Raw genomic sequence first — 20546 nt, 5'->3', positions numbered from 1 at the left:
TTAATGGAACTTTGATAATAGTATTAAGCGGTCAATATCATGACAAAAGGACAAGGGTTTGGGTTTGGTTTGGGCAAAATGAAAGAATTAGCTGATGCTTTCAAAAAAGCCCAGCAAGTTCAAGAAAATGCAAAAGTCTTGCAAATAGAATTAGAGCAAATGGAAATATCCGGCGAAGCTGGTGGCGGCTTGGTTAAAGTAGTTTTGAGCGGCAATCAAGAACCAAGACGAGTAGAAATTTCCCCGGATGCTGTATCCGAGGGAGCCGATGTACTTTCTGACCTTGTAACAGCAGCCATGAAAGACGCTTACAACAAATCTACTGGCATAATGCGCGAACGGATGGAAGAATTGACCAGTGGGTTAGAGTTACCAGGAATGTAAATAGAACCGGGTGCGGCGCTAGTTTTATAGTAGTGCCAGCACTCCGAGCAAAATTATGACGTACAAACTTTTATTTGTCTGTTTGGGTAATATTTGTAGGTCGCCGACGGCAGAAAATATTATGAATCATCTGATTGAGCAGGCAGACTTAAAAAGTAGCATTTCCTGCGATTCGGCGGGTACAGCAAGTTATCATGTGGGCAATCCTCCCGACTTCCGTATGACTGCTGCTACTTTGAGTAAGCTAGGGATAGAGCTAGTTGGTCAAGCGCGACAGTTTCAAGCATCGGACTTAAAAGATTTTGACTTAATTTTGGCGATGGATACAGCCAATTATCAAGATATTTTAGCTCTCGATCCTAGGGGAGAATACAGCGATAAAGTTCATTTGATGTGTGAATACTGTACAAAATACTCTACTGAGGATGTCCCCGATCCTTATTATGGCGGGACAGAAGGCTTTAATTATGTAATTGATTTAATACTTGATGCTTGTGGTGGGTTATTAGAAACGGTAAAAGTGCGATCGCATCTTTAATCTACAATCGATGATTTTTCATTGCACTTACTAACTCCGCCCGGTTGCTTGCAGTAGTTTTTCTTAATAAACTTAACGTATTTCTCTACCGTGCGCGGACTCAAGTGCAAGCGAGTACCGATCTCTGCATTAGGAAGCCCGTGAGTGAGTAATAAGACTACCTGCTGTTCGCGCAAAGTTAGGTATAGTAGTCAAACGTTGTTTTGGGCAGTAACGGCACTAGGCGGCTGCAAATAGGGTTTAATGGAAGTTAGAAACGACGCGCGATACTCTGATTGCAATATTTGATGAGTGCCTAAATCATCAGCAATATGCGATCGTCAAAGACATGATGGATAAGTAATACAACTAAAATAATTGGAGCTAAAACAATCAATAAAGGCGATTTATATATCGTTGACTCATTATTGCAATCTCTAATAAATAAATAGTTACACGCAAACCAACTGAAAAATCAACCCCTGTTCGAGTAGAAAAGTTCTACCTTGAGCTATTTAGAGGCGGCTTATATAAAGATGAGCGACTGATAGAACCTCTATTTATACCAATTAAGTCAATTTTTTGATTAATATGGATAAACCGCTTCCTTCTCTTGAATTGAAAACCTTGAAGCGGCAATGAGCGTACATGAGCGAAAAGAGCGAAAGTTACAAAGTAGTTAGCGATAACCGTCAAGCCCGGTATCAGTATGAGATTCTGGAAACTTATGAAGCTGGACTTCAGCTAGTCGGAACAGAAGTAAAGTCTATTCGTGAAGGTAAAGCAAATCTTCAAGATGGGTACGCTTTAATTCGTGCAGGGGAAGCATGGCTAATCAACGTGCATATTTCTCCTTATACAGGTAGCGGTAGTTATTTTAATCATGAACCCCGCCGCAACCGCAAATTACTCCTCCATCGTCAAGAAATTCGTAAGTTGATTGGCAAGGTAGAACAGCAAGGACTAACCTTAGTAGCATTGAAGATGTATCTAAAAAAAGGTTTAGTCAAAGTTAGTATTGGGCTTTGTAAAGGTAAAAAATTGCATGACAAGCGCGAAGACTTAAAACGCCGTCAAGATCGGCGCGATATTGAAAGAGTAATGAAAAATTATTAAATTTGTATCTCTTTAGTAAGACTATAAAACGACCCAAGTTTATAGCGGAAGATTGATTTTAATTACGACTAAAACCGATAAGTTGATATAGACTCGTGATTAAAACAGGAATAACCTACTATGAAACGCTCTAACTTATCAAATCTCATCGGCGCTAGTGCTATCGGTCTAAGCCTAGCAATCCTACCCTTAGCGCTTCCGGTTTCTGCTCAAACAGATACTACTCCCGGAACAACTACTACCACTGAGCCAGTACAAGGAACTAACAACGCCGAGCAAGGCGATCGCGATTTTGACTGGGGATGGCTAGGTTTGATTGGTTTAGCTGGTTTGGCTGGTTTGTCTCGCAAGAATGAAGCACCTACTGCTTACCGCGATCCTAATGTAGCAAGTACAACCCCAGGTTACAGAGAATAAAATCTGACATCAATTTTCAATGTGAAAACGATCAGTTTTGCCTGCAAAAAGCATCAAAAACAAGATAAATTTTCTACTCCTCACAAATATTTAAACCCTAGTAAAGCCTCAGATCATGTTCTGAGGCTTTATTGATGTTTGCGATCGCATTCCACAATTTAATTTTGTCAATCCATATTCTGAGAGAGGTAAGGTTTGGTAAATTCAGGGGATGATGACGAAAGAAAAATACTAGCAAAAGCAGATGATCGCTAACCAACACGAAAAGGGATGGGAAATAATATATCACCGCGCCCACGCCTTACTAGCTGCCGAAATCGCCGGACATTGGCACAGTAAAGACAGACCACAAAGGATAATTGAAACTGTAGCGGCTATTTCTCATCACGACGATTTAGAACGGGAATGGGAAGGAAAAAACCTTACACCCGCAGGTACGCCTTTAGATTTTACCCTTGACAAAGAAACTAACTTAGAAAAGCTGAAAGAACAAACAGTCAATTCTCGCTATCGGGGACGCTGGGTAGCAATGCTTATTTCTATGCACACCAGCTTTCTCAATGAAGGTAAACGGGGAGAATCGCCGGAACTTGATAGCTTTTTAGATGAGCAATTGGCAAATCAAGTAAAATGGCGCAAAGAATTAAACTGTAGTAAAGAAGAAGCCGGGAAAGCCTATGCTTTTTTTCAATGGTGCGATCGCTTTTCCTTAATTCTTTGCAATCGTGAGTTACCTGCCGGACAACGAGCCTTAGAAATTAGCACTGGGCCCGACGGCAAGCGGTATGATGTGATGGAAACAAGCGAAGGTGATGTCTGCGTCAAACCTTGGCCCTTTGAACAGGAAAAGTTTACTGTGGCGATTGAAGCGTGTTATTTAGACCAAGTACAGTTTACTGACAGCGCCGAACTTACCGCAGCCTTGCAAAATGCGCCCATTAAATTATTGGAGTGGACGTTAGTTAAGCAATAATTACTACCAGATTGGTTCGAGATTGAGAATAAATCCGGGTAAAACTGCTTCTCCTGATAACGCCATAGGAGCAATTATTTCTACTTCTGTATTGGCGCGATAGATTTCTACTTGCTGAGATTTGCGGTCAATTAACCAACCTAATTGAGTACCGTTAGCCAAATACTCAAGCATTTTGTCTCTAATTACAGAAGTGCGATCACTCGGCGAAAGTAATTCAATGACAAAATCAGGACATAGGGGAATAAATTTTTGTTTCTGTGACGAAGTAAGAGTATTCCACCGTTCTAATTTTATCCAAGCAGCATCAGGAGAGCGAAAGGCGGAATTAGGGAGCCTAAAACCTGTGGAAGAATCAAACACTTTACCCAGTTTTTTCTGTTCGTTCCAGATCCAAAGTTGAGCAGTGATTGCAGCGTTTCGATTTCCTGTTTCGCCGCCAGTGGGTGGCATAATAATTAATTCTCCCGTTGTGGTGCGTTCAAACCTAAGATCGCGATTTGCCTGACATAGCTGAAAATATTGTTCATCACTCAGGCTAATAATCGAGTTGAGATCAACAGTTAGAGCATTCATTTTGATTTGCAGAATTAAGAGTAGGGGTAGGCATTTATATTCGCCTTAGTACAACTATTCTATGCCTTTGATTTGGTGTTCTGATTCTCGCTTTTGCCAAAACACTAGTTTAAACAGTATTCCCTAAAAGTGATAGAAGGGTTTATTAAGGAACTAAAGATATAGTATCTTTCCAGTTTACTTGAAACCTTTGAGAAACTGCTAATGTGTGCAGCCTGTGATACCAACCATAAGCAATAAGTTTTTCGGCTTCCATTGATATTTGCAAAAAATTTGTGCCATACATTCCAGTTTTTTCGCTACCGCTAACGATAAATTCATCATTTGCAGGCTTATAGGGGCCAGAAACATTATCTGAAATATACCAATATAAAGACGAATTAGTAATTTTTTTATGTGGCAATTTTTGCAGCCACTTTGGATTCATCAGCATTTTGAAACATGAGAAAAATAAATGATATTTCCCATCTTTGTAAATAACTTGCGGTCTTTCCATGTGGTAATAGGGCCAATCTATGGCATCGTTCGGAGCTTCAATAGCTGGCGGTAACAACTTGTAGGGACCAGAAATTTTATCGGATACTGCCAAACCAATACATCCTTGAAAATTGCCAATTGCTTTAGAACTAGCACAAATAAACATATAATAATTGCCAGTTTTGTCATCCTTGAAAATGTAAGGATCGCGCCAGTGAAAATGACCCGTCCACTGACTGCGCCCGTACCATAAATCGTCATCTTCTGGCTTTAATAAATAGTTATTAGAAGTACGCGAAAAGTGCAAACCATCATTAGATGTTGCTAAACCAATTGCTTCATTTTTAAGGTATGGTTCTTGCTTGCCACCTGCGGAGTAAAACAGATAATATATCCCATCTTCCTGATAAGCACACCCCGCACATACTCGACCAGACTCCCAATTATTACTAGGCTCAGGCTCAAGAATACTTCCTAAATCCTGCCATGTATCCATATCTGTCGAAATAGCAGCGCAAATATTACTGACTGTCCACCAAGGGTTTTGTCCTTCTAACCCTTTTAAGTAGAACATCCGATAAATATTATCGTCTTTTAAAATCCAAGGATCCCAAATCATCGGTTCACCTCGGCGTAGCGATCGCAAAATCCCTGTAACTGTCTCACCAATCGTAAATTTACCGCGCTCAACTATACTAGCGGTTGCCCAGTCTTGGTTGCCTGTAGGTAAGGGTTCAAGGTGAGTGAGAATTTTTTGCTGTAAGGAATTTAGGTTCATTTAAAAATGGGTTTTTGCTAAATGTTTATACTGTTCAATCCGCTAAAATCCAGCATGAGTCAGGGGGTAAGCATCCCGCTCACCCTCCACTCAAAATCAACTATCTAAATCCCTTTGAGCAAATCCGTCGGTTTTAAGCTCCTAAACCGAATTCCATTGCCGAAAGGTTAGTTCCTGTATGCACCACCTTCTCTAACTGAAAACCGCACTTTTCAAACAAATCCTTAAATTGTTGTTGAGTACGCCAAGCGCCTCCCGGAACCGCTACCATAATTTGTACAGCAAATAGCCCAGGCATTATGCCATCTGGGCTTTCTGGCGGCTCTCCTAAATCGGGAACAAAAGCCTGTAGCAATACAATTTTTCCGTGCTTTGGCAGAGCTTTTTTACAGTTATTCAAGATTTTTATCGCATCTTCGTCATTCCACGCCGAGATAAAATACTTCATTACGATCGCATCAGCACCCCTTGGCACTTCGGCAAAGACATCACCAGAGATTATTTGTACAGCATCAAGATCGAGTCCTTGCTTCTCTAGATAGGCTATTGCTGTCTGGGTGACGTAAGGCACATCAAACAATATTCCTTTACAGCCAGACTTTTTGACAACACTGGCAATCAGTCCCCCTTGACCGCCGCCAACATCCATAACAGTACCAAATTGGCTAAAGTCGTAAACTTCAAGCAGTGCGTCAACAGCATGATTTGTGAGAAAACTCATGGCATTGATGAATGTATCGCCACTCCAAGGATTATCTCTAGTGAACTCGTAGACACTCTTACCGTTTGCTTGCTCAAAAGGCACAACGTCAGTATGCAAACAGTTTTCAAGCTGCTTCCATGCGTCCCACTGACAGGGTTCGGTGATGTGCATGGCAAAATGACCCATCGATGGCCCCGCATTGGTGACGAGGAGTGCTGACAATTCTGTTGCCCCAAAAACCCGTCCTGGGGCTTCTTGTAATACGCCTAAATGACCTAAAGCTCGCAGGATAACATAAAGTTTTTCGACATTAGTAGAGGTAGTGGCGGCTAGAGTTTCGACACTTTGGGACTTTTCTTGGAGTAGGTTAAATATACCTAAGCGCGTGGCGACATAAACGCATTGGCTTTCCCAAAAAGCTTGGATCATGCCAAAAACTTTTTTTTTTGCCTCTATTGTGCTAGGTGCTGGGTTTGATGCGGTTTGCATTAGTTATTACAGATTACAAAATTACGAAAAACAGAAATTAACGCGCGATCGCCTTTAGCGTCAATTATTGTAGTTGAGTCGCTACAGTCTTTTAACCTAATAGTTATAGCGTGATCGCGCATTGTTAATTGTTCCACAGTAGAAAGATTTTGACGTGGAGGCAAGTAGCCTCCACGCAAGTTTAATACTCTATTCTACGCCTTCGATTCTGTCTTCTACTTCTTGATACAACTCGCGCAACATCTGCAAGTTGCTTTCGCTAGTTTCCCAATAACCGCGCCCATTCACTTCTAACAGCGTTGAAACTATTTTGCGGAATGAATGAGGATTGAGATTCATTAAGCGCTGACGCATGGCTTCGTCTTGAATAAACGTCGTATTGGTATCTTCGTAAATCCAATTATCAACCGCGCCCGCCGTTGCACTCCAACCGACTGTATTTACTAGGCGCTTAGAAACCTCTCTTACACCCTCGTAGCCGTGATTTAGCATTCCCTCGTACCACTTGGGGTTGAGCAGCTTAGTACGGGCATCTAAACGCACGGTTTCACACAAGCTGCGGACTTGGGCGTTAGCGGTAGTAGTATCAGCGATAAAGGACGATGGGGTTTTACCGTCAGCGCGTAAACTAGCTACTAGCTTTGTGGGATCGGAGTCGAAATAATGGCTAACATCTGTCAAGCTAATTTCGGAGGAGTCGAGATTTTGGAAAGTAACGTCAACAGTTTTTAAAGCAGTTTCAAAAATCTGTTGTGATTTATCCATCATTCCCGGATCGTCGGCGCTAAAAGCGTAGGATTTACGACTGAGGTACATATCTTGCAACTCAGCTTCGCTATCCCAGGTACTATTTTCAACAGCTAAGTTGATATTAGAGGAATAAGAACCTGAAGCATTAGAAAATACGCGAGTTGCAGCTTGACGCAGATTAATTCCCATTTCTTCCGCTTGAATTAAGGCGTGTTTGCGGACGTAGTTCATAGATAGCGGTTCGTCGGCTTCGGCTGCCATTTTTACGGCTTGATCGAGCAAGTTCATTTGATTAATAAACAAGTCGCGGAATACACCGGAACAGTTGATAACTACGTCAATGCGGGGTCTTCCTAATTCTGCTAAAGAAATTAGTTCTAACTTATTAACTCTACCCAACGCATCGGGTACGGGGCGAACTCCTACCATCCACATAACTTGAGCGAGAGATTCGCCGTAAGTTTTAATGTTGTCGGTTCCCCACAAGACGCAGGCGATCGTTTCTGGGTATTGTCCGCCATTTTCGAGTTTTTGCCGCTCTAACAACCGATCTACAACGATTTTGGCCGAAAGTACCGCCGCCGTTGTCGGAATAGATTGGGGATCAAGAGCGTGAATATTTTTACCTGTGGGTAACACATCCGGGTTGCGGATCGGATCGCCACCAGGGCCAGGTAATACATATTCGCCTTCTAAAGCTTTGAGTAATGCACCTAGTTCGTTATCCGCGCATACTTGTACAAGGCAAAATTCTAGGTACTCAAACAATGGCTTTAGGTCTTGAGAATCAACTTTTGGATAGCCTGCTTGATGGAGTGCTTCTGTCCAAGGCTCTTTTTTACCCATGTTGAAAAAGTTGAGTTTGGCAACTTTGGCAACCCTACCATCGGCATCAGTTTGAGCTTTGACTAGGGCAGAAACGGCGCTTCTAGTGGCTAGAGTAATACTTTGCAGCAACTCAACATCTTCTAATATACCTTGGTCGTTAAGGCGGTAAATGTCGTTAATATCTCGCCCGATACTGGTAGCAATGATGCGCGGTAAACTCTTTGTTTCTTGCTCGTTGCGATCAAGACTAGCAATATTAACTAAAGTTGCGATTGCTTCTTCGGCGCTTGGAGGCTTCCCAATCACGTGCAAACCACACGGTAATAGCCGCGACTCTATCTCCATCAACCGTCTGTAAACCATGCCAACAATATTATCTCGCTCCTCAGCAGACATATCTTTAGCATCGGTTTCGGGTAAAGTAATATCTTTGTCTAAATTCACCAATCGGCACTTGTCCATAATGGTGTTGACAATAGGAATCCCTCTACCACTGCCTTTGAGAGTTTGATAAGAAGCGATTAATTCGCTGAGTTCTTTTAAGCCTTTATACAATCCAGCATTTTCAGCAGGTGGAGTTAAATAGCTGATAGTTTCAGCATAACTGCGACGTTTAGCGATCGTTGCTTCGCTCGGATTATTAGCGGCGTAGTAATAAAGGTTGGGAATTGAACCAATTAAATTATCTGGGTAACAGTCCCCTGACATTCCCATCTGCTTACCAGGCATAAATTCGAGCGATCCATGCGTACCAAAATGCAATACCGCGTCGGCTTTCCAGATTTGCTCTAAATAGGTATAGTAAGCGGCGAAGCCATGATGAGGACTAGCCGAGCGGGAAAATAATAGCCGCATCGGGTCGCCTTCGTAGCCAAAGGTCGGTTGTACGCCAATAAACACATTACCGAATTGCTTACCGTAAATTAGTAAATTCTGCCCGTCGGTGTTGAGATGTCCGGGAGGCGCTCCCCAGTTTTCTTCCAAACGGTGAGAATAAGGGGTTAATTGTTCGTACTCTGGTACGGACATTTTGTAAGCAATGTTTAATTCAGGGCTATTGTACTGCGCTTGAGCATCGTGGATAACTTCTTGCATCAGTGCTGAGGCGGATTCGGGCAATTCTGGCAAGTCGTAACCGTTGCGCTTAAGAGCTTGCATGACTTCGTAAATAGAGCCAAATACATCTAAGTAAGCCGCCGTTCCCACATTTCCTTTATCTGGGGGGAAACTAAAGACTGTAATTGCTACTCTTTTTTGTAATTTTGGCTGACGGCGCAGGTTTGCCCACTTCATCGCCCGTCTTACTACCGTTTCAATTCGATCTTGCAATGCGATCGCTTTTCCAGTATTTGCATCGCGCCCTGATAAAATTATCGGCTCAATTGCTCCATCTAGTTCAGGAATCGCAATTTGCAAGGCTACTTGAATTGGGTGCAGTCCTAAATCGCTATCTTGCCATTCTTGAGTTGTTTGAAACACTAAAGGCAATGCCACCATATAAGGGCGATTCAAGCGTTTTAGAGTTTCGATTGCTTTAGGATGATCTTGTCTTGCTGGCCCACCAACTAAAGCAAATCCGGTTAGCGATATCACCACATCAACTAAACAATTGCCTTCTTTGCCTTGACTATCCCAAAAATAAGCCTCAACAGGCTTAGAAAAGTCCAAACCGCCAGCAAAAACGGGAATTACTTTAGCTCCCATCGCTTCAAATTCTTGCACCATTGCCACATAATGGGCATCATCCCCAGTTACTAGGTGTGTGCGTTGCAATACTAAGCCCACACAAGGCGCTAGAGGGTCTTTTAAGTCAGCACTAATATCTTTACGACTGTTGTACCAGTTTAGGTACTCTTTGACATCCTCAAACATCCGTGTAGACAAGGGATGCCAAATCCCCATGTCAGGATAAGTTACCGGATCTTGGTACTTTAATGCTTCCTTGTATGCGCCAGGAAAGATATATTTATCCGTCAGCATCAGCAGAAAATTCTCTAAGTTTTCCGAAGATCCACCTAGCCAGTATTGGAAACTAAGCATGAAATTACGGGCATCTTGGGCTTTATCTATTGGCAGATACTTCAACACTTTGGGCAAAGTCTGCAATAGTTTGAGCATTCCATCTTGAAAAGACGCGCCCGATTTTTCTTTACGATTACGCATAAATTGCGCGATCGCACTTTTTGATTGTCCTAGCTGCGCCATTGAAAAGCTACCCATTTTATTGAGGCGCATTACTTGAGGCATTGAGGGGAAAACCACTGCCACATCTAAGTTATCGCGGTGGGGTTCTACGGCAGCTACTACTTTATCAGCTAAGTCTTCGATAAAAATTAGCGAACCAATAAATACATTAGCGGTGGCAATATCCTTTTTAAAGGCTTCGTAGTTTTCGTTAGAGCGCAATTCTTCAATCAAGTAGCCAGAAATTTCAATCGCAATGGATGGGTGTTTGTCATTAATTGACCGCACCGCCTGCGATAGGGCGCTTTGATACTGGGACTCTAACACGACATAGACCACTTTAATGAGCGATCGCCCCTGTAGATTGTCGGGCGCGATATGTCTGATGGTGGACTTGACGTGAGTGAACATAGAGTGTTTCTCCTGTGGTGTGGGATCTATTGCCCCTGGAATTTAAAAACGCTATTTAGTTAGTGACCTATAAATTATTTTTTACCAAAAAACGCTTACCAAAGGCGGGTTACGCGCATTTATGACACAATTTGTATTAATATACCGCAATAATTCTTTGTATTAGTTGACAAAGTTAATAGTGACTCAACCATTTATTACAAAAGCAACACATTTTGATGTTTTGATTCTTGCCAATGGGCCAGGAGAAGTAACAACTTGGGTGCGTCCAGTTGTTAGGGCTTTGCGAAAACAATTAGGTAAAATTCGCATTTCGATAGTTTTATCGCCTTGTCCCCACGCAACGGGCAAAGAAGCGGAGATTTGCCGCAGCTACGAGGAAGTAGACAGAGTACAGGAAGCAAAATATTTTTGGCAGTTTTTATTGTGGGGAAAAACGGCGGATTCTTGGGAATGGCGCGATCACGGTATAGTGCTTTTTTTAGGTGGCGATAGCTTTTTTTCGGTACTAATTGGCAAACGCTTAGGTTATAAAACGGTGGTTTACGCAGAGTGGGAAACTCGCTGGCATCAATGGATTGACCGTTTTGGCGTGATGCAACCCCAAGCTATTAATCCGAAGTTTGCCCATAAATGTACAGTGGTCGGGGATTTGATGCTAGAGGCAGCCCAGGGGCAAAAAGCAAGTGACATTAAAACAGAATTAATTGGGCTATTACCAGGCTCTAAGGCGGCAAAACTAGCTCAAGGCGTACCTTTAATGTTGGCGATCGCCGAATTTATAACAGCGAGTCGTCCGCAAGTCCGTTTTGTAATTCCTGTAGCTCCCACCATTAACTTAGAAACTTTAGCCAATTTTGCTAATCCCGAATTTAATCCAGTAATTGAGAGCTTTGGGGGAATTAGTGCAACTCTTGTCTCTGAGCCTCCCCGTCTCAAAACTTCTGGTGGATTGGAGGTAGATTTGTGGATAAAGTCGCCAGCTTACGATTTATTATCTCAATGCAGTATTTGTCTAACTACCGTAGGCGCAAATACCGCAGAACTTGGGGCTTTGGCTGTCCCAATGATTGTATTGCTTCCCACGCAACAATTAGACGCAATGCGATCGTGGGATGGGATTCCGGGTTTGTTAGCTTCTTTACCTATAGTAGGTAAAAGTATGGCAAAACTCATTAACTGGTCAATTCTAAATTTACCTCGCCGTTTGTACGCTTGGCCGAATATCTGGGCGCAGTCTGAAGTAGTACCAGAGCTTGTAGGCAATTTGCAACCAAAAGAAGTAGCGGCGATGGTATTGGATTATTTAGATCATCCTAAAAAACTCCAGCAAATTAGCGAAGTTTTGCGGAGTATACGTGGTGAAGCTGGAGCAGCACAAAAGCTAGTAGCTTTAGTTAAAGAGGTAATAGGTGATGGGTAATGACCAATGACCTATTACCCATTACCCATTACCCTCATTCCGAAGATTGCCCATCTCTGCGCCCTAACTCATAAACCCCACAACCCATACAGGCAATAACTCCCATACTAATCGCCCAACTACCGCCTAAGCCCAATTCCACACCGTAATTACATAGTGCGCCCAAACCTAAAAATGGTAAGATGCTAAAAATTGACGCATAAAAAGCATTTTGCGATTCTCTGGCTTTGCGAGTACGTTCAAATTCTTTGGCGCTGGTGTATAAACTCCGCTCGGCAAAGTTAAACCAGCGTTGCAGTTGCAAAGTTAACCAGTCGCTAAAGGGTGAAAATCCTAGGTATAGTGCCAATGACCACAAACTCGCCCCAGCGATCGCACTAGCATTTAGATCAAACCTAAAAGGAAAAATATCGTTAAACATATATAGGTTGAGCGATCGCTAAACTTAAAAACCCTGCTTAAAAAATTTTAACGATAAACCAGCCTATTTACAAAAACCTGACGTGGGAAGTCCTCAACTTCGGCAATTTTTTCGCCTAATTGTGTTGTAGACTACCCAATTTTTACCTGATAATCTCTTACCCTACTTTACAGAATCACCTATAGAGTAATATATGTCATTGACATTAAGGAAATATGCTTGCAAGTAACGATTAATTACCACAAGTTTTATAAGTTATCATTACCAAAACCTTGCTCAGTAATTGGGAATAATGACTTGATTACTGGCTAAATATCGGTGTTTGTAATTTTTGTTGAGGAGTGTCAATTATGAGCCAATTATCTAAACCCTATCGTCAGACTCGTTATCTGCAAATATTGTTAGCTGTTATAAGTATAATTACTGCACCAGCTTTTTTATCTGGGCAACAAAGCGTTAAAGCTTTAGAAGCAGAGGAAAACCAAGTAGCAAGTAGAAATACTTGGCGTGGTGCGTCTTTTCCTGTAGAGAATTTTCGCGGTTATAGTTCACCTTTTGGCTATCGGCGCTCGGCGACGGGTGGCTCTAATTGGGAATTTCACGGCGGTTTAGACTTAGCTGCACCCCAAGGGAGTTATATTCGTAGTTGGTGGGCAGGAAAGGTTGTCAAAGTAGCTGATAAGAGCGCTTGCGGAACCCACATCATAATTCAATCGGGGCAGTGGGAACATAAGTATTGTCACATGAAAGGAAACGTAGAGAAAAATGGAAGCGATCGCTATTTAGTTGATCGTGAAGGCGGCTTACAAATTCAAGAAGGTCAAGTATTAGGCGCAGGGACTCGAATCGGGCGCGTAGGCATGACTGGACGAACTACAGGTCCTCACTTGCATTGGGGGCTTAAGTATGGCAACAATTATGTAGATCCGGCGTTGGTGTTGAGGGCGATGTATGCTCAACAACCCTCAAATATTCAAAAAGCCGCCGTTAGTCAGCAGCAGTTAGTCAATAGCAAAGTTGCAGAATTTTAAATTGTTGTAGAGACGTTGCAGTGCAACGTCTCCATATTTTATTATTGTAGAGACGTTGCACCGCTCTACATTTTTTAGACTCTATGTTTTAGCGAGAGTCAGTTTTTTATCTGTAGGCTGGGCAAATTGAGTAACAGTTTGTCGGAAAACGTCTCCTTCTATGGTTTCAAATTCAATTAGCTGCTCTACCAGCAAATCCATCAAAGCGCGATGCTCTTGAAGAATCTCTAAAGCCTCCTCGTAACACTTGCCAATTATTTCTCTAACTTGAGCATCAACTTTACAAGCGATTTCTTCAGAAGACTCCGACTTCCTCCCTAAATCTCGACCTAAAAACACATCGTTGCTTTGTTCTTCCAGTACAACTAGCCCTAAATCGCTCATTCCAAACTTTGTGACCATTTGCCGCGCTATGCTAGTCAATTGTTGAATATCTTGACCTGCGCCTGTCGTAATTTCTCCTTTCCCAAATACCACTTCTTCGGCGGCTCTCCCTCCCAAAGTAGCCGTAATTCTGGCTAAAATCTGCACTCTTGAAATTAAGCCTTGTTCTTCATCAGGAGTAAACCAAGTCAATCCTTTTGCTTGTCCGCGTGGAATTAGCGTTACTTTCTGCAAAGGATCGTGGTGTTTAAGCTTAGTAGCAATCAAGGCGTGTCCGATTTCATGATAAGCAATCAAGCGCTTGCTCTTGCTGTCAACTAACGGCGTACCTTCCATTCCCGCAACTACTCGATCTACGGCGTTATCAATTTCTAGCCCTGTAATCGCCTCTTTACGCCGTCTGGCGGTGAGAATTGCCGCTTCATTGAGTAAGTTGGCTAAATCTGCTCCGGTAAAGCCTGGGGTGCGTCTAGCAACTTCTTCTAGCGATACGGAAGGATCGACTTTTTTATTGCGAGCGTGAACTTGCAGTATTTCTAATCGCCCTTTTAAATCGGGAGTATCTACCGTTACCTGGCGATCAAAACGTCCCGGACGCAATAAGGCGATATCTAACACATCTGGGCGGTTGGTAGCAGCAATAATAATAATGCCTGTATTTGCCTCAAACCCGTCCATTTCTGTAAGTAGTTGGTTTAAGGTTTGTTCTCTTTCGTCATTTCCGCCCCCTATTCCCGTACCTCTTTGTCTTCCTACAGCGTCGATTTCATCGATAAAAATTAGACAAGGGGCGTTTTCTTTGGCTTTCTTAAATAAATCGCGGACACGAGAAGCACCCACACCCACAAACATTTCTACAAATTCAGAGCCAGAAATGCTAAAAAATGGTACTCCCGCTTCTCCAGCGATCGCTTTAGCCAGCAAAGTTTTACCTGTTCCCGGCGCGCCTATTAGCAATACTCCTTTAGGAATTTTTGCCCCAATCGCTGTAAAGCGCTCTGGCTGCTTTAAGAAAGTAACTACTTCTTCTAACTCTTCTTTAGCTTCATCAATCCCGGCTACATCGCTAAAAGTTATCCCGGTTTTTGCTTCCATTTGAAAACGAGCCTTTGACTTGCCAAAATTCATCGCTTGGCTACCAGCATTGGCAGAGCGGCGCAGAAATAGCAGCATAATGGCAACTAATGGCACAATCCACAATAAGTTGAGCAAAAACCACATTGCGGCTTTACTATTAGCTGAGGAATTGTACTCTAAATCAATATTTTTTTTGCTGAGGATTTTTTTAATTAATTCTGGGTTTTGGTCAAAAATTTTGACTTCCTCCAAAGGCGCATCCGGCTTTTGCCCTCGCAGCTTAACTTTGGCGATGGGTTGTTCTGGATCTAATTCTACCCTTGTCACTTCGCCGCTATCGATTTTTTGTAACAGTTCGCCATAAGATAAAGCCTCTGTTTCTGACTTTTGGGCGTTAGCCGGAAACGTACCGAAGAGCATTGACTGCACTATTAGCAACGATCCGGCTGCTAAGGTTGCTAGACGTTGCTTTGCTGTAACTCTATTTTTAGGTAACCTTTTTAGTGGTTGCTGATTCAATGCTTTTTTCCGGGAAATACTCATATTTAATTGCCCTCTGTCTTTTGACGAACAACCATTATTTAACTCAAAAATATATCTATTCTCTAATCTAGTCTAACTTTCTTGTTTCAATTACTGCTGTCCCTGCCAAGTATTGCTGTAATCCTCAAGATATAACTTCAGCCAAGCATCCAACTTTGGCATCAAACTCTGTTAAATTATATGTAGTCATACCGAGTATGAGTTTTCTGGCGATCGCAGTTTAGGGAGTTAAAAAGGCTATGGTCAAAATTGTTGGTATCGGCGGAAGTTTGCGGGTTGATTCTTACAGCCAAATTGCCTTAGATATAGCAGCAAGACGTGCCGAAGCTTTGGGAGCAGAGGTAGAAATCTTAGACTTGCGCCAAATGAATTTACCGTTTTGCGATGGGGGAGAGTATCTAGACTTCCCGGATGTAGAGAAACTGCAAAAGGCAGTAAAAGAAGCTGACGGATTGATTTTAGCGACACCAGAGTATCACGGGAGTGTTAGCGGCGTACTTAAAAATGCTCTCGATTTAATGAGCTTTGAGCAGTTAGACGGTAAAGTTGTAGGATTAATTAGCGTTTTGGGCGGTCAAGCTAACAGTAACGCCCTCAATGACTTACGAGTAATTATGCGTTGGGTACACGCTTGGGTAATTCCAGAGCAAATTGCTATTCCTCAAGCTTGGAAAGCCTTTTCACCAGAGGGGAAGATTTTAGATGAAAAAGTTGGCCAGCGCTTTGACGAGTTTGCGAAAAGTTTGGTAGACAATACCCGGAAGTTAAGAGGCGTGTAAGACTTCTTTGCCCTACACGCACAGCTATTTAATGATGGTGGTGTCCGCCATGGTCGTGGCTATGATGGTCATGAGTGTGAGGTACAGCCATCTGGGGATTGACAGCTACCGCACTCTCGGCTAACAATTCGGCAATATGGGGATTAGCCCAATCCGCCGCCATTTCCATAAATTCTGAGCGATCGTTTACGCAAGGCATTTGCACGTAGTTAACCTCCGAATGCTTGCGTTGCAAAGCATGAATGATGTGGTCAACGTCTAGCAAAGTTTCGTGATTTTCGGTGGCAAAACCGATAGGCATAAATACGATCGCCTTTGCACCCAAATCAATTAAATTATTAGCAGCGACAAAGGCGTTGGGCTGCGTCCAGTCAATTAGGGGTGTATCGTGATTGAGCCAACCAACGGAGATTAGGGCATAGCGGTTGATTAATTCATCTCTAACGCGATCGTAAAGTGCTTGACTTTCGACAATGCCCGAAGTAAAGCCTTTTGCTTTGTGTGGGCAACCGTGATTCATTAGCACAATGCCAATTTGGGAAGGCAAATAAGCCGCCGCTAAATCTGTGGCTATTTTCTCCTCAACCATTTGTGCCATCAACTTAATGTAGGCACTTTCGTTGTAAAAAGAAGGAATATAACGCTGTCCTTTAATCCAATGTTCGCCATCATCGGCTAGTTTGGTTAAAGCTTGGTTGACTTGCTCGACAGCAATTCCGCTAGTAAAAATTGAATCTACAACTAATAAAGGATAAATTAGCAGCTTATCAAAACCTTGAGCCTTGATTTCTTCAAGCACTTGGTCGGGGAGGAAAGGAGCGCAAAAGTTAAAGGCTTTGAATACTTGAATTTGGTTGCCCCATTTAGCTTGCAAGAATTTTTCAATTCCCGCCCGTTGGTCTTCAAAAATGGCATTGTGAGGCGAGACAAAATGATCGTGCTGGTGATCCCATTCATGGCGATCAAACAAGGCTAATAACTTCGCAAGAGGCGGATAAATCCACGTTGGTACAGGAGCAAATTTAGCTGTAAGCAGATTTAAAGCTTGTTCGTTGTAGTTAGCAAAATCTTCGTAGCTTTCAACTTCACCGTAACCCATCAGCAATACGGCAACTCGATCTTTACCTGTTGCTTGAGTGGGTGCAAATGATTGAGATTTTTCAGGGGTAGCTACCACTATAAAGATCCTCGATTAGATAAATTTAAAATTGTTGGGCTAGATAATCAATTCTTCATTCATTAGGTTAACATCCCCTACTAGGGGATTGTTGCAGTAGACTAGAGTTTTAAAAATATTTAAGGTGCAAGTCGAACTGCGTCTCGCCCTTCGCGTTTAGCCCTGTACAGTGCTGCGTCGGCTTCACGAATTACATCTTGTCCGGTTATCCCATGATCGGGAAAACTTGCTACACCTAAAGAAAGGGTAATTTGTCCTAGGGGTTCGTGATGATACTTGAGATGTAAGTGCTTGATTCCTTCTCTAAGTTGCTCTGCTCGCTTGCTGGTAATGTCTAAAGAGCCCTCTGGTAGAATAAGGATAAATTCTTCACCGCCATAACGACAGGCAATATCTGAGCCTCGGACGTATTTTTGGATAAACTGCCCTAATTCTTGAAGTACGCTGTCTCCAGCTTCATGCCCAAAAGTGTCGTTAAAGCGCTTAAAGTGGTCAACGTCAAGCATGATAATTCCTAACGGTTGGTGTTTGCGATCGCACCTTTGAATTTCCCTCTCCAATGATTCTTCCATGTAGCGGCGATTAAATAAGCCTGTAAGCGGATCGCGGATGCTTTGACTTTCTAATTTTTCTCGCAGTTTAATATTTGCTAGAGCTAAGGAAATATGTTCGGCGACAGTAAATGCTAGTTGCTGTTTAGCCTCAATTGCCGTTGCTGATTCTAAGGAGCTTAAATAGAGCATTCCTAGGGCTTCCCCTTGGGCGATCATGGGTACGCACAAAGAAGCGGCGGGGAGGGGATGAGCTAAGTGTTGACACTGCAAATTGCTATGCAATACCCCCGCAAAATGCGATCGCCCCCGTCGCAACGCCCAGCAATCGGTAGGCAAAAAGGAGACATAGCTGGTTAAGGGTGGATCTCCCCAAGTTACTACCGCTTCAACAATATTTTTGGAGGCATTAATTAAAAAGATTCCGCCCGGAAGATCGGGAAACATCAGCTTTAAAAACGTAGAAATTGCCGTGTAAGCTTCAACAATCGTGCGACAAGCTTGGAGAACATCGCTAATTTCGCTAAGTAAAGTTATTTCATAATTGCGCTGTTCTAGTTCTTTTACCGAGAGATTGAGGCGATCATTGGTTTGCTGAAGCTGGGATTCGGTTTGTTGACGATGGGTGATGTCGCGGAAAATACTCTGAATAGCAACGGGTTTGCCATCAACGAATTTACAACTAGCGCTGCCTTCAACTAAGATACTTATGCCATCTTTGGTTACAAATTCTGCTTGCACAACAGCGTCTAGGCTTCCTCCATTCAACACGCGTTGCACTACCTCTTGGCAATGGGATTGAGCGTCGGGAGAAATAATATCAAATAAAGAAAGACGATCAATCTCAGCTTCGCTATAGCCTAGGGCTTCGCGCCAAGCTCGGTTTACATAAATAAAATGCCCATCTAAGGCGACGCTTTGAATTAAATCGCTGGCGGTTTCAAATAAGTCATGATAGCGCTCTTGGCTTTCTAGCAAGGCTTGGGTAGCTTCGGCGCGTTCTGTGATATCACTACCACTAGCTATTACATATTCCACCGCACCTGTGCGATCACGCAGTTGAGTATTCGCCCAGGCAATTAAACGGCGATCGCCATTACGGGCAATCCAATGGGTTTCGTAGTTATCAGGGCGACTTGCGGGCAAGTTTTCGATGGCGTTTTTTACTAGGTTTACTTCCTGAGGTGGTATAAATAAACTCCACAGATACTTACCTTTAACTTCGTCAATGTAACAACCCGAAATTTGTTCGGCGGCGCGGTTAAAGCGCACAATTTTGCCTTGAGGATCGCAAACTATTACTATTGATGCACTCGTCTCTAAAATCGCAAAAGTCAAGTCTCGCTCTTGCTCTAAATCGGTTTCTACTTTTTGGCGTGCGTTAATTTCTTGTTCTACAAAGTAATAAACAATCGCTAAAACCAAAAAGTTAAGCAATATTCCTATAGCAAATACGATCTCAAAGTTGTATATATTGGCTCTGCTTGAAAGCACATTTTTTTTGATTAATTGAGTTTCAAAGGATTCCATCTCTTGAAGCGTTGCGTCGATTCTGTCCGATATATATTGCCCTTCCTCAGTTCTTAACGATTGTGTCGCTACGTCAAAACCTTGCTGGCGGAGATTAACAGCCCTTTCTACTTCTGTTAATTTTTGGTCAATTAGCTGATCGAGACTTGCCAAACGTTTTTGTTGAGCAAGGTTATCGGCAATTTGCAATTTTAATTGGGCAATTTCTTGTTTTACCGAGCTTTTGACACTGTAGTACGGCTCTAAATATTTTAATTGAGGACTGTTGATGTAACGATATTTGGCGATCGCCACTTCTTTCATTTGCAAGTTTATATCTTCAAGATTGTCAATAATTTTGTTGCGCCCGATCTGCTTGTTACTATTTTTAACTTTTTCATTGAGGCTGCGATGGGCGAAAAAGCCAGCCCCAGCTAATATTAAAAAGGTTAACCCCAGTCCTACAGCTACTTTTTGAAAAAATTGCTGGCGATTTTTATGTTTTTGCTGACGATTGTACTCAATACTCTCCAATTTAGACAAATTGGTGCGTAGCTCAATTAGCTTAACTACTTGACGTGCTAAAATTTTAAGAGATTCAATTTGTTGCGCTTCAAGTTCTCTTGGTACATGATCAATTACAGCGAGACTACCCAAAGCATAGTTTTGAGATGTAATTAGCGGTACACCAGCATAAAAACGAATAAAAGGCTCGGAAGTTACTAAGGCATTATGGGCAAAACGCGGGTCTTTTTCAGGATCGGGAATAATAAATATTTCTTCTTGTAAGATCGTATAGGCGCAAAAAGCTACTTTGCGGGGTATTTCGCTAACTTCTAAACCAACAATAGACTTAAACCACTGGCGATCGCCATCCACAAGACTAATTAGAGCAATGGGAGTACCGCAAATAGACGCAGCCAACTGAGTAATATCGTCGTAGGCTTTTTCGGCGGGAGTATCAATAATTTGATACTGAGAGAGATTTTTTAGCCTTGCAGCTTCATTTTTAGGTATTGGCGGTGTAATTTTTTTGTTCATTATTTAC

General features: G+C 42.5%; 16 protein-coding genes and 1 pseudogene. 8 read left to right on the top strand and 9 right to left on the bottom strand.

Going from position 1 to position 20546, the window contains the following annotated elements; all coding sequences use genetic code 11:
* Window positions 1–39: 39 nt before the first annotated feature.
* Window positions 40–384: a YbaB/EbfC family nucleoid-associated protein gene (locus tag C7B70_RS10555; protein ID WP_106369004.1), complete on the top strand. Its 345-nt coding sequence runs from the start codon at window positions 40–42 to the stop codon at window positions 382–384.
* Window positions 385–439: 55 nt separating this feature from the next.
* The gene (locus tag C7B70_RS10550; protein WP_106369003.1) at window positions 440–922 is read left to right on the top strand and encodes a low molecular weight protein-tyrosine-phosphatase; all 483 of its coding nucleotides are present in this window, start codon (window positions 440–442) and stop codon (window positions 920–922) included.
* Between the two features lies 1 nt (window position 923).
* Here the strand turns inward: C7B70_RS10550 and C7B70_RS10545 are convergent.
* Window positions 924–1104, bottom strand: a pseudogene (locus C7B70_RS10545) (response regulator transcription factor); the annotation flags it as partial.
* Window positions 1105–1549: 445 nt separating this feature from the next.
* On the opposite strand from C7B70_RS10545, the gene smpB reads away from it, so the two are divergent.
* The 3 genes from smpB (at window position 1550) to C7B70_RS10530 (ending at window position 3407) form a co-directional block, all read left to right on the top strand.
* Window positions 1550–2017, top strand: coding sequence for an SsrA-binding protein SmpB (gene smpB, locus C7B70_RS10540; protein ID WP_106369002.1), 468 nt, complete (start codon window positions 1550–1552; stop codon window positions 2015–2017).
* A gap of 120 nt (window positions 2018–2137) precedes the next feature.
* Complete coding sequence (locus tag C7B70_RS10535) at window positions 2138–2434, top strand: WGxxGxxG family protein (protein WP_106369001.1); 297 nt, start codon at window positions 2138–2140, stop codon at window positions 2432–2434.
* 244 nt (window positions 2435–2678) lie between these two features.
* Window positions 2679–3407: a DUF3891 family protein gene (locus C7B70_RS10530; RefSeq protein WP_106369000.1), complete on the top strand. Its 729-nt coding sequence runs from the start codon at window positions 2679–2681 to the stop codon at window positions 3405–3407.
* Window positions 3408–3410: 3 nt separating this feature from the next.
* Here C7B70_RS10530 and C7B70_RS10525 read toward each other — a convergent pair whose 3' ends face one another.
* From C7B70_RS10525 to C7B70_RS10505, 4 genes are all read right to left on the bottom strand, one after another.
* Window positions 3411–3983, bottom strand: a complete 573-nt coding sequence (locus C7B70_RS10525; protein WP_106368999.1) for a Uma2 family endonuclease — start codon at window positions 3981–3983, stop codon at window positions 3411–3413.
* A 145-nt stretch (window positions 3984–4128) separates the two neighbouring features.
* A complete protein-coding gene (locus tag C7B70_RS10520; protein ID WP_106368998.1) occupies window positions 4129–5238 on the bottom strand; it encodes a family 43 glycosylhydrolase in 1110 nt (369 codons plus the stop codon).
* Window positions 5239–5371: 133 nt separating this feature from the next.
* Entirely contained in the window at window positions 5372–6430 is a 1059-nt protein-coding gene (locus C7B70_RS10515; protein WP_199192181.1) for a methyltransferase, read from the bottom strand.
* A 189-nt stretch (window positions 6431–6619) separates the two neighbouring features.
* Window positions 6620–10603 carry a magnesium chelatase subunit H gene (locus tag C7B70_RS10505; RefSeq protein ID WP_106368996.1) on the bottom strand — a complete coding sequence of 1328 codons (3984 nt, stop codon included), beginning with the start codon at window positions 10601–10603 and terminating at the stop codon, window positions 6620–6622.
* Between the two features lie 181 nt (window positions 10604–10784).
* Between C7B70_RS10505 and C7B70_RS10500 the strand changes: the two genes are divergently transcribed.
* Complete coding sequence (locus C7B70_RS10500; protein ID WP_233220884.1) at window positions 10785–12026, top strand: lipid-A-disaccharide synthase; 1242 nt, start codon at window positions 10785–10787, stop codon at window positions 12024–12026.
* A gap of 34 nt (window positions 12027–12060) precedes the next feature.
* On the opposite strand, the gene C7B70_RS10495 is transcribed toward C7B70_RS10500, so the two are convergent.
* Window positions 12061–12447, bottom strand: a complete 387-nt coding sequence (locus C7B70_RS10495) for a hypothetical protein (RefSeq protein ID WP_106368995.1) — start codon at window positions 12445–12447, stop codon at window positions 12061–12063.
* A 350-nt stretch (window positions 12448–12797) separates the two neighbouring features.
* Between C7B70_RS10495 and C7B70_RS10490 the strand changes: the two genes are divergently transcribed.
* Window positions 12798–13478, top strand: coding sequence for a M23 family metallopeptidase (locus C7B70_RS10490; protein WP_106368994.1), 681 nt, complete (start codon window positions 12798–12800; stop codon window positions 13476–13478).
* Window positions 13479–13559: 81 nt separating this feature from the next.
* Here C7B70_RS10490 and ftsH read toward each other — a convergent pair whose 3' ends face one another.
* The gene (gene ftsH, locus C7B70_RS10485) at window positions 13560–15482 is read right to left on the bottom strand and encodes an ATP-dependent zinc metalloprotease FtsH (RefSeq protein ID WP_106368993.1); all 1923 of its coding nucleotides are present in this window, start codon (window positions 15480–15482) and stop codon (window positions 13560–13562) included.
* Between the two features lie 239 nt (window positions 15483–15721).
* Here ftsH and C7B70_RS10480 point away from each other — a divergent pair, with 239 nt between their 5' ends.
* Window positions 15722–16261: an NADPH-dependent FMN reductase gene (locus C7B70_RS10480; RefSeq protein ID WP_106368992.1), complete on the top strand. Its 540-nt coding sequence runs from the start codon at window positions 15722–15724 to the stop codon at window positions 16259–16261.
* Window positions 16262–16289: 28 nt separating this feature from the next.
* On the opposite strand, the gene C7B70_RS10475 is transcribed toward C7B70_RS10480, so the two are convergent.
* Both C7B70_RS10475 and C7B70_RS10470 read right to left on the bottom strand, forming a co-directional pair.
* Window positions 16290–17438, bottom strand: a complete 1149-nt coding sequence (locus tag C7B70_RS10475; protein WP_106368991.1) for a ferrochelatase — start codon at window positions 17436–17438, stop codon at window positions 16290–16292.
* Between the two features lie 119 nt (window positions 17439–17557).
* A complete protein-coding gene (locus C7B70_RS10470) occupies window positions 17558–20539 on the bottom strand; it encodes a diguanylate cyclase (protein WP_106368990.1) in 2982 nt (993 codons plus the stop codon).
* Window positions 20540–20546: the final 7 nt, after the last annotated feature.

This window comes from Chlorogloea sp. CCALA 695 (assembly GCF_003003885.1).
Classification (GTDB): domain Bacteria; phylum Cyanobacteriota; class Cyanobacteriia; order Cyanobacteriales; family Chroococcidiopsidaceae; genus Aliterella.
This window is presented reverse-complemented; position numbering and strand designations above follow the sequence as displayed.

Coding starts and splice junctions, on each gene's coding strand:
- C7B70_RS10555 (WP_106369004.1), top strand. CDS start 40: ATGACAAAAGGACAAGGGTTTGGGTTTGGTTTGGGCAAAATGAAAGAA.
- C7B70_RS10550 (WP_106369003.1), top strand. CDS start 440: ATGACGTACAAACTTTTATTTGTCTGTTTGGGTAATATTTGTAGGTCG.
- smpB (WP_106369002.1), top strand. CDS start 1,550: ATGAGCGAAAAGAGCGAAAGTTACAAAGTAGTTAGCGATAACCGTCAA.
- C7B70_RS10535 (WP_106369001.1), top strand. CDS start 2,138: ATGAAACGCTCTAACTTATCAAATCTCATCGGCGCTAGTGCTATCGGT.
- C7B70_RS10530 (WP_106369000.1), top strand. CDS start 2,679: ATGATCGCTAACCAACACGAAAAGGGATGGGAAATAATATATCACCGC.
- C7B70_RS10525 (WP_106368999.1), bottom strand. CDS start 3,983: ATGAATGCTCTAACTGTTGATCTCAACTCGATTATTAGCCTGAGTGAT.
- C7B70_RS10520 (WP_106368998.1), bottom strand. CDS start 5,238: ATGAACCTAAATTCCTTACAGCAAAAAATTCTCACTCACCTTGAACCC.
- C7B70_RS10515 (WP_199192181.1), bottom strand. CDS start 6,430: ATGCAAACCGCATCAAACCCAGCACCTAGCACAATAGAGGCAAAAAAA.
- C7B70_RS10505 (WP_106368996.1), bottom strand. CDS start 10,603: ATGTTCACTCACGTCAAGTCCACCATCAGACATATCGCGCCCGACAAT.
- C7B70_RS10495 (WP_106368995.1), bottom strand. CDS start 12,447: ATGTTTAACGATATTTTTCCTTTTAGGTTTGATCTAAATGCTAGTGCG.
- C7B70_RS10490 (WP_106368994.1), top strand. CDS start 12,798: ATGAGCCAATTATCTAAACCCTATCGTCAGACTCGTTATCTGCAAATA.
- ftsH (WP_106368993.1), bottom strand. CDS start 15,482: ATGAGTATTTCCCGGAAAAAAGCATTGAATCAGCAACCACTAAAAAGG.
- C7B70_RS10480 (WP_106368992.1), top strand. CDS start 15,722: ATGGTCAAAATTGTTGGTATCGGCGGAAGTTTGCGGGTTGATTCTTAC.
- C7B70_RS10470 (WP_106368990.1), bottom strand. CDS start 20,539: ATGAACAAAAAAATTACACCGCCAATACCTAAAAATGAAGCTGCAAGG.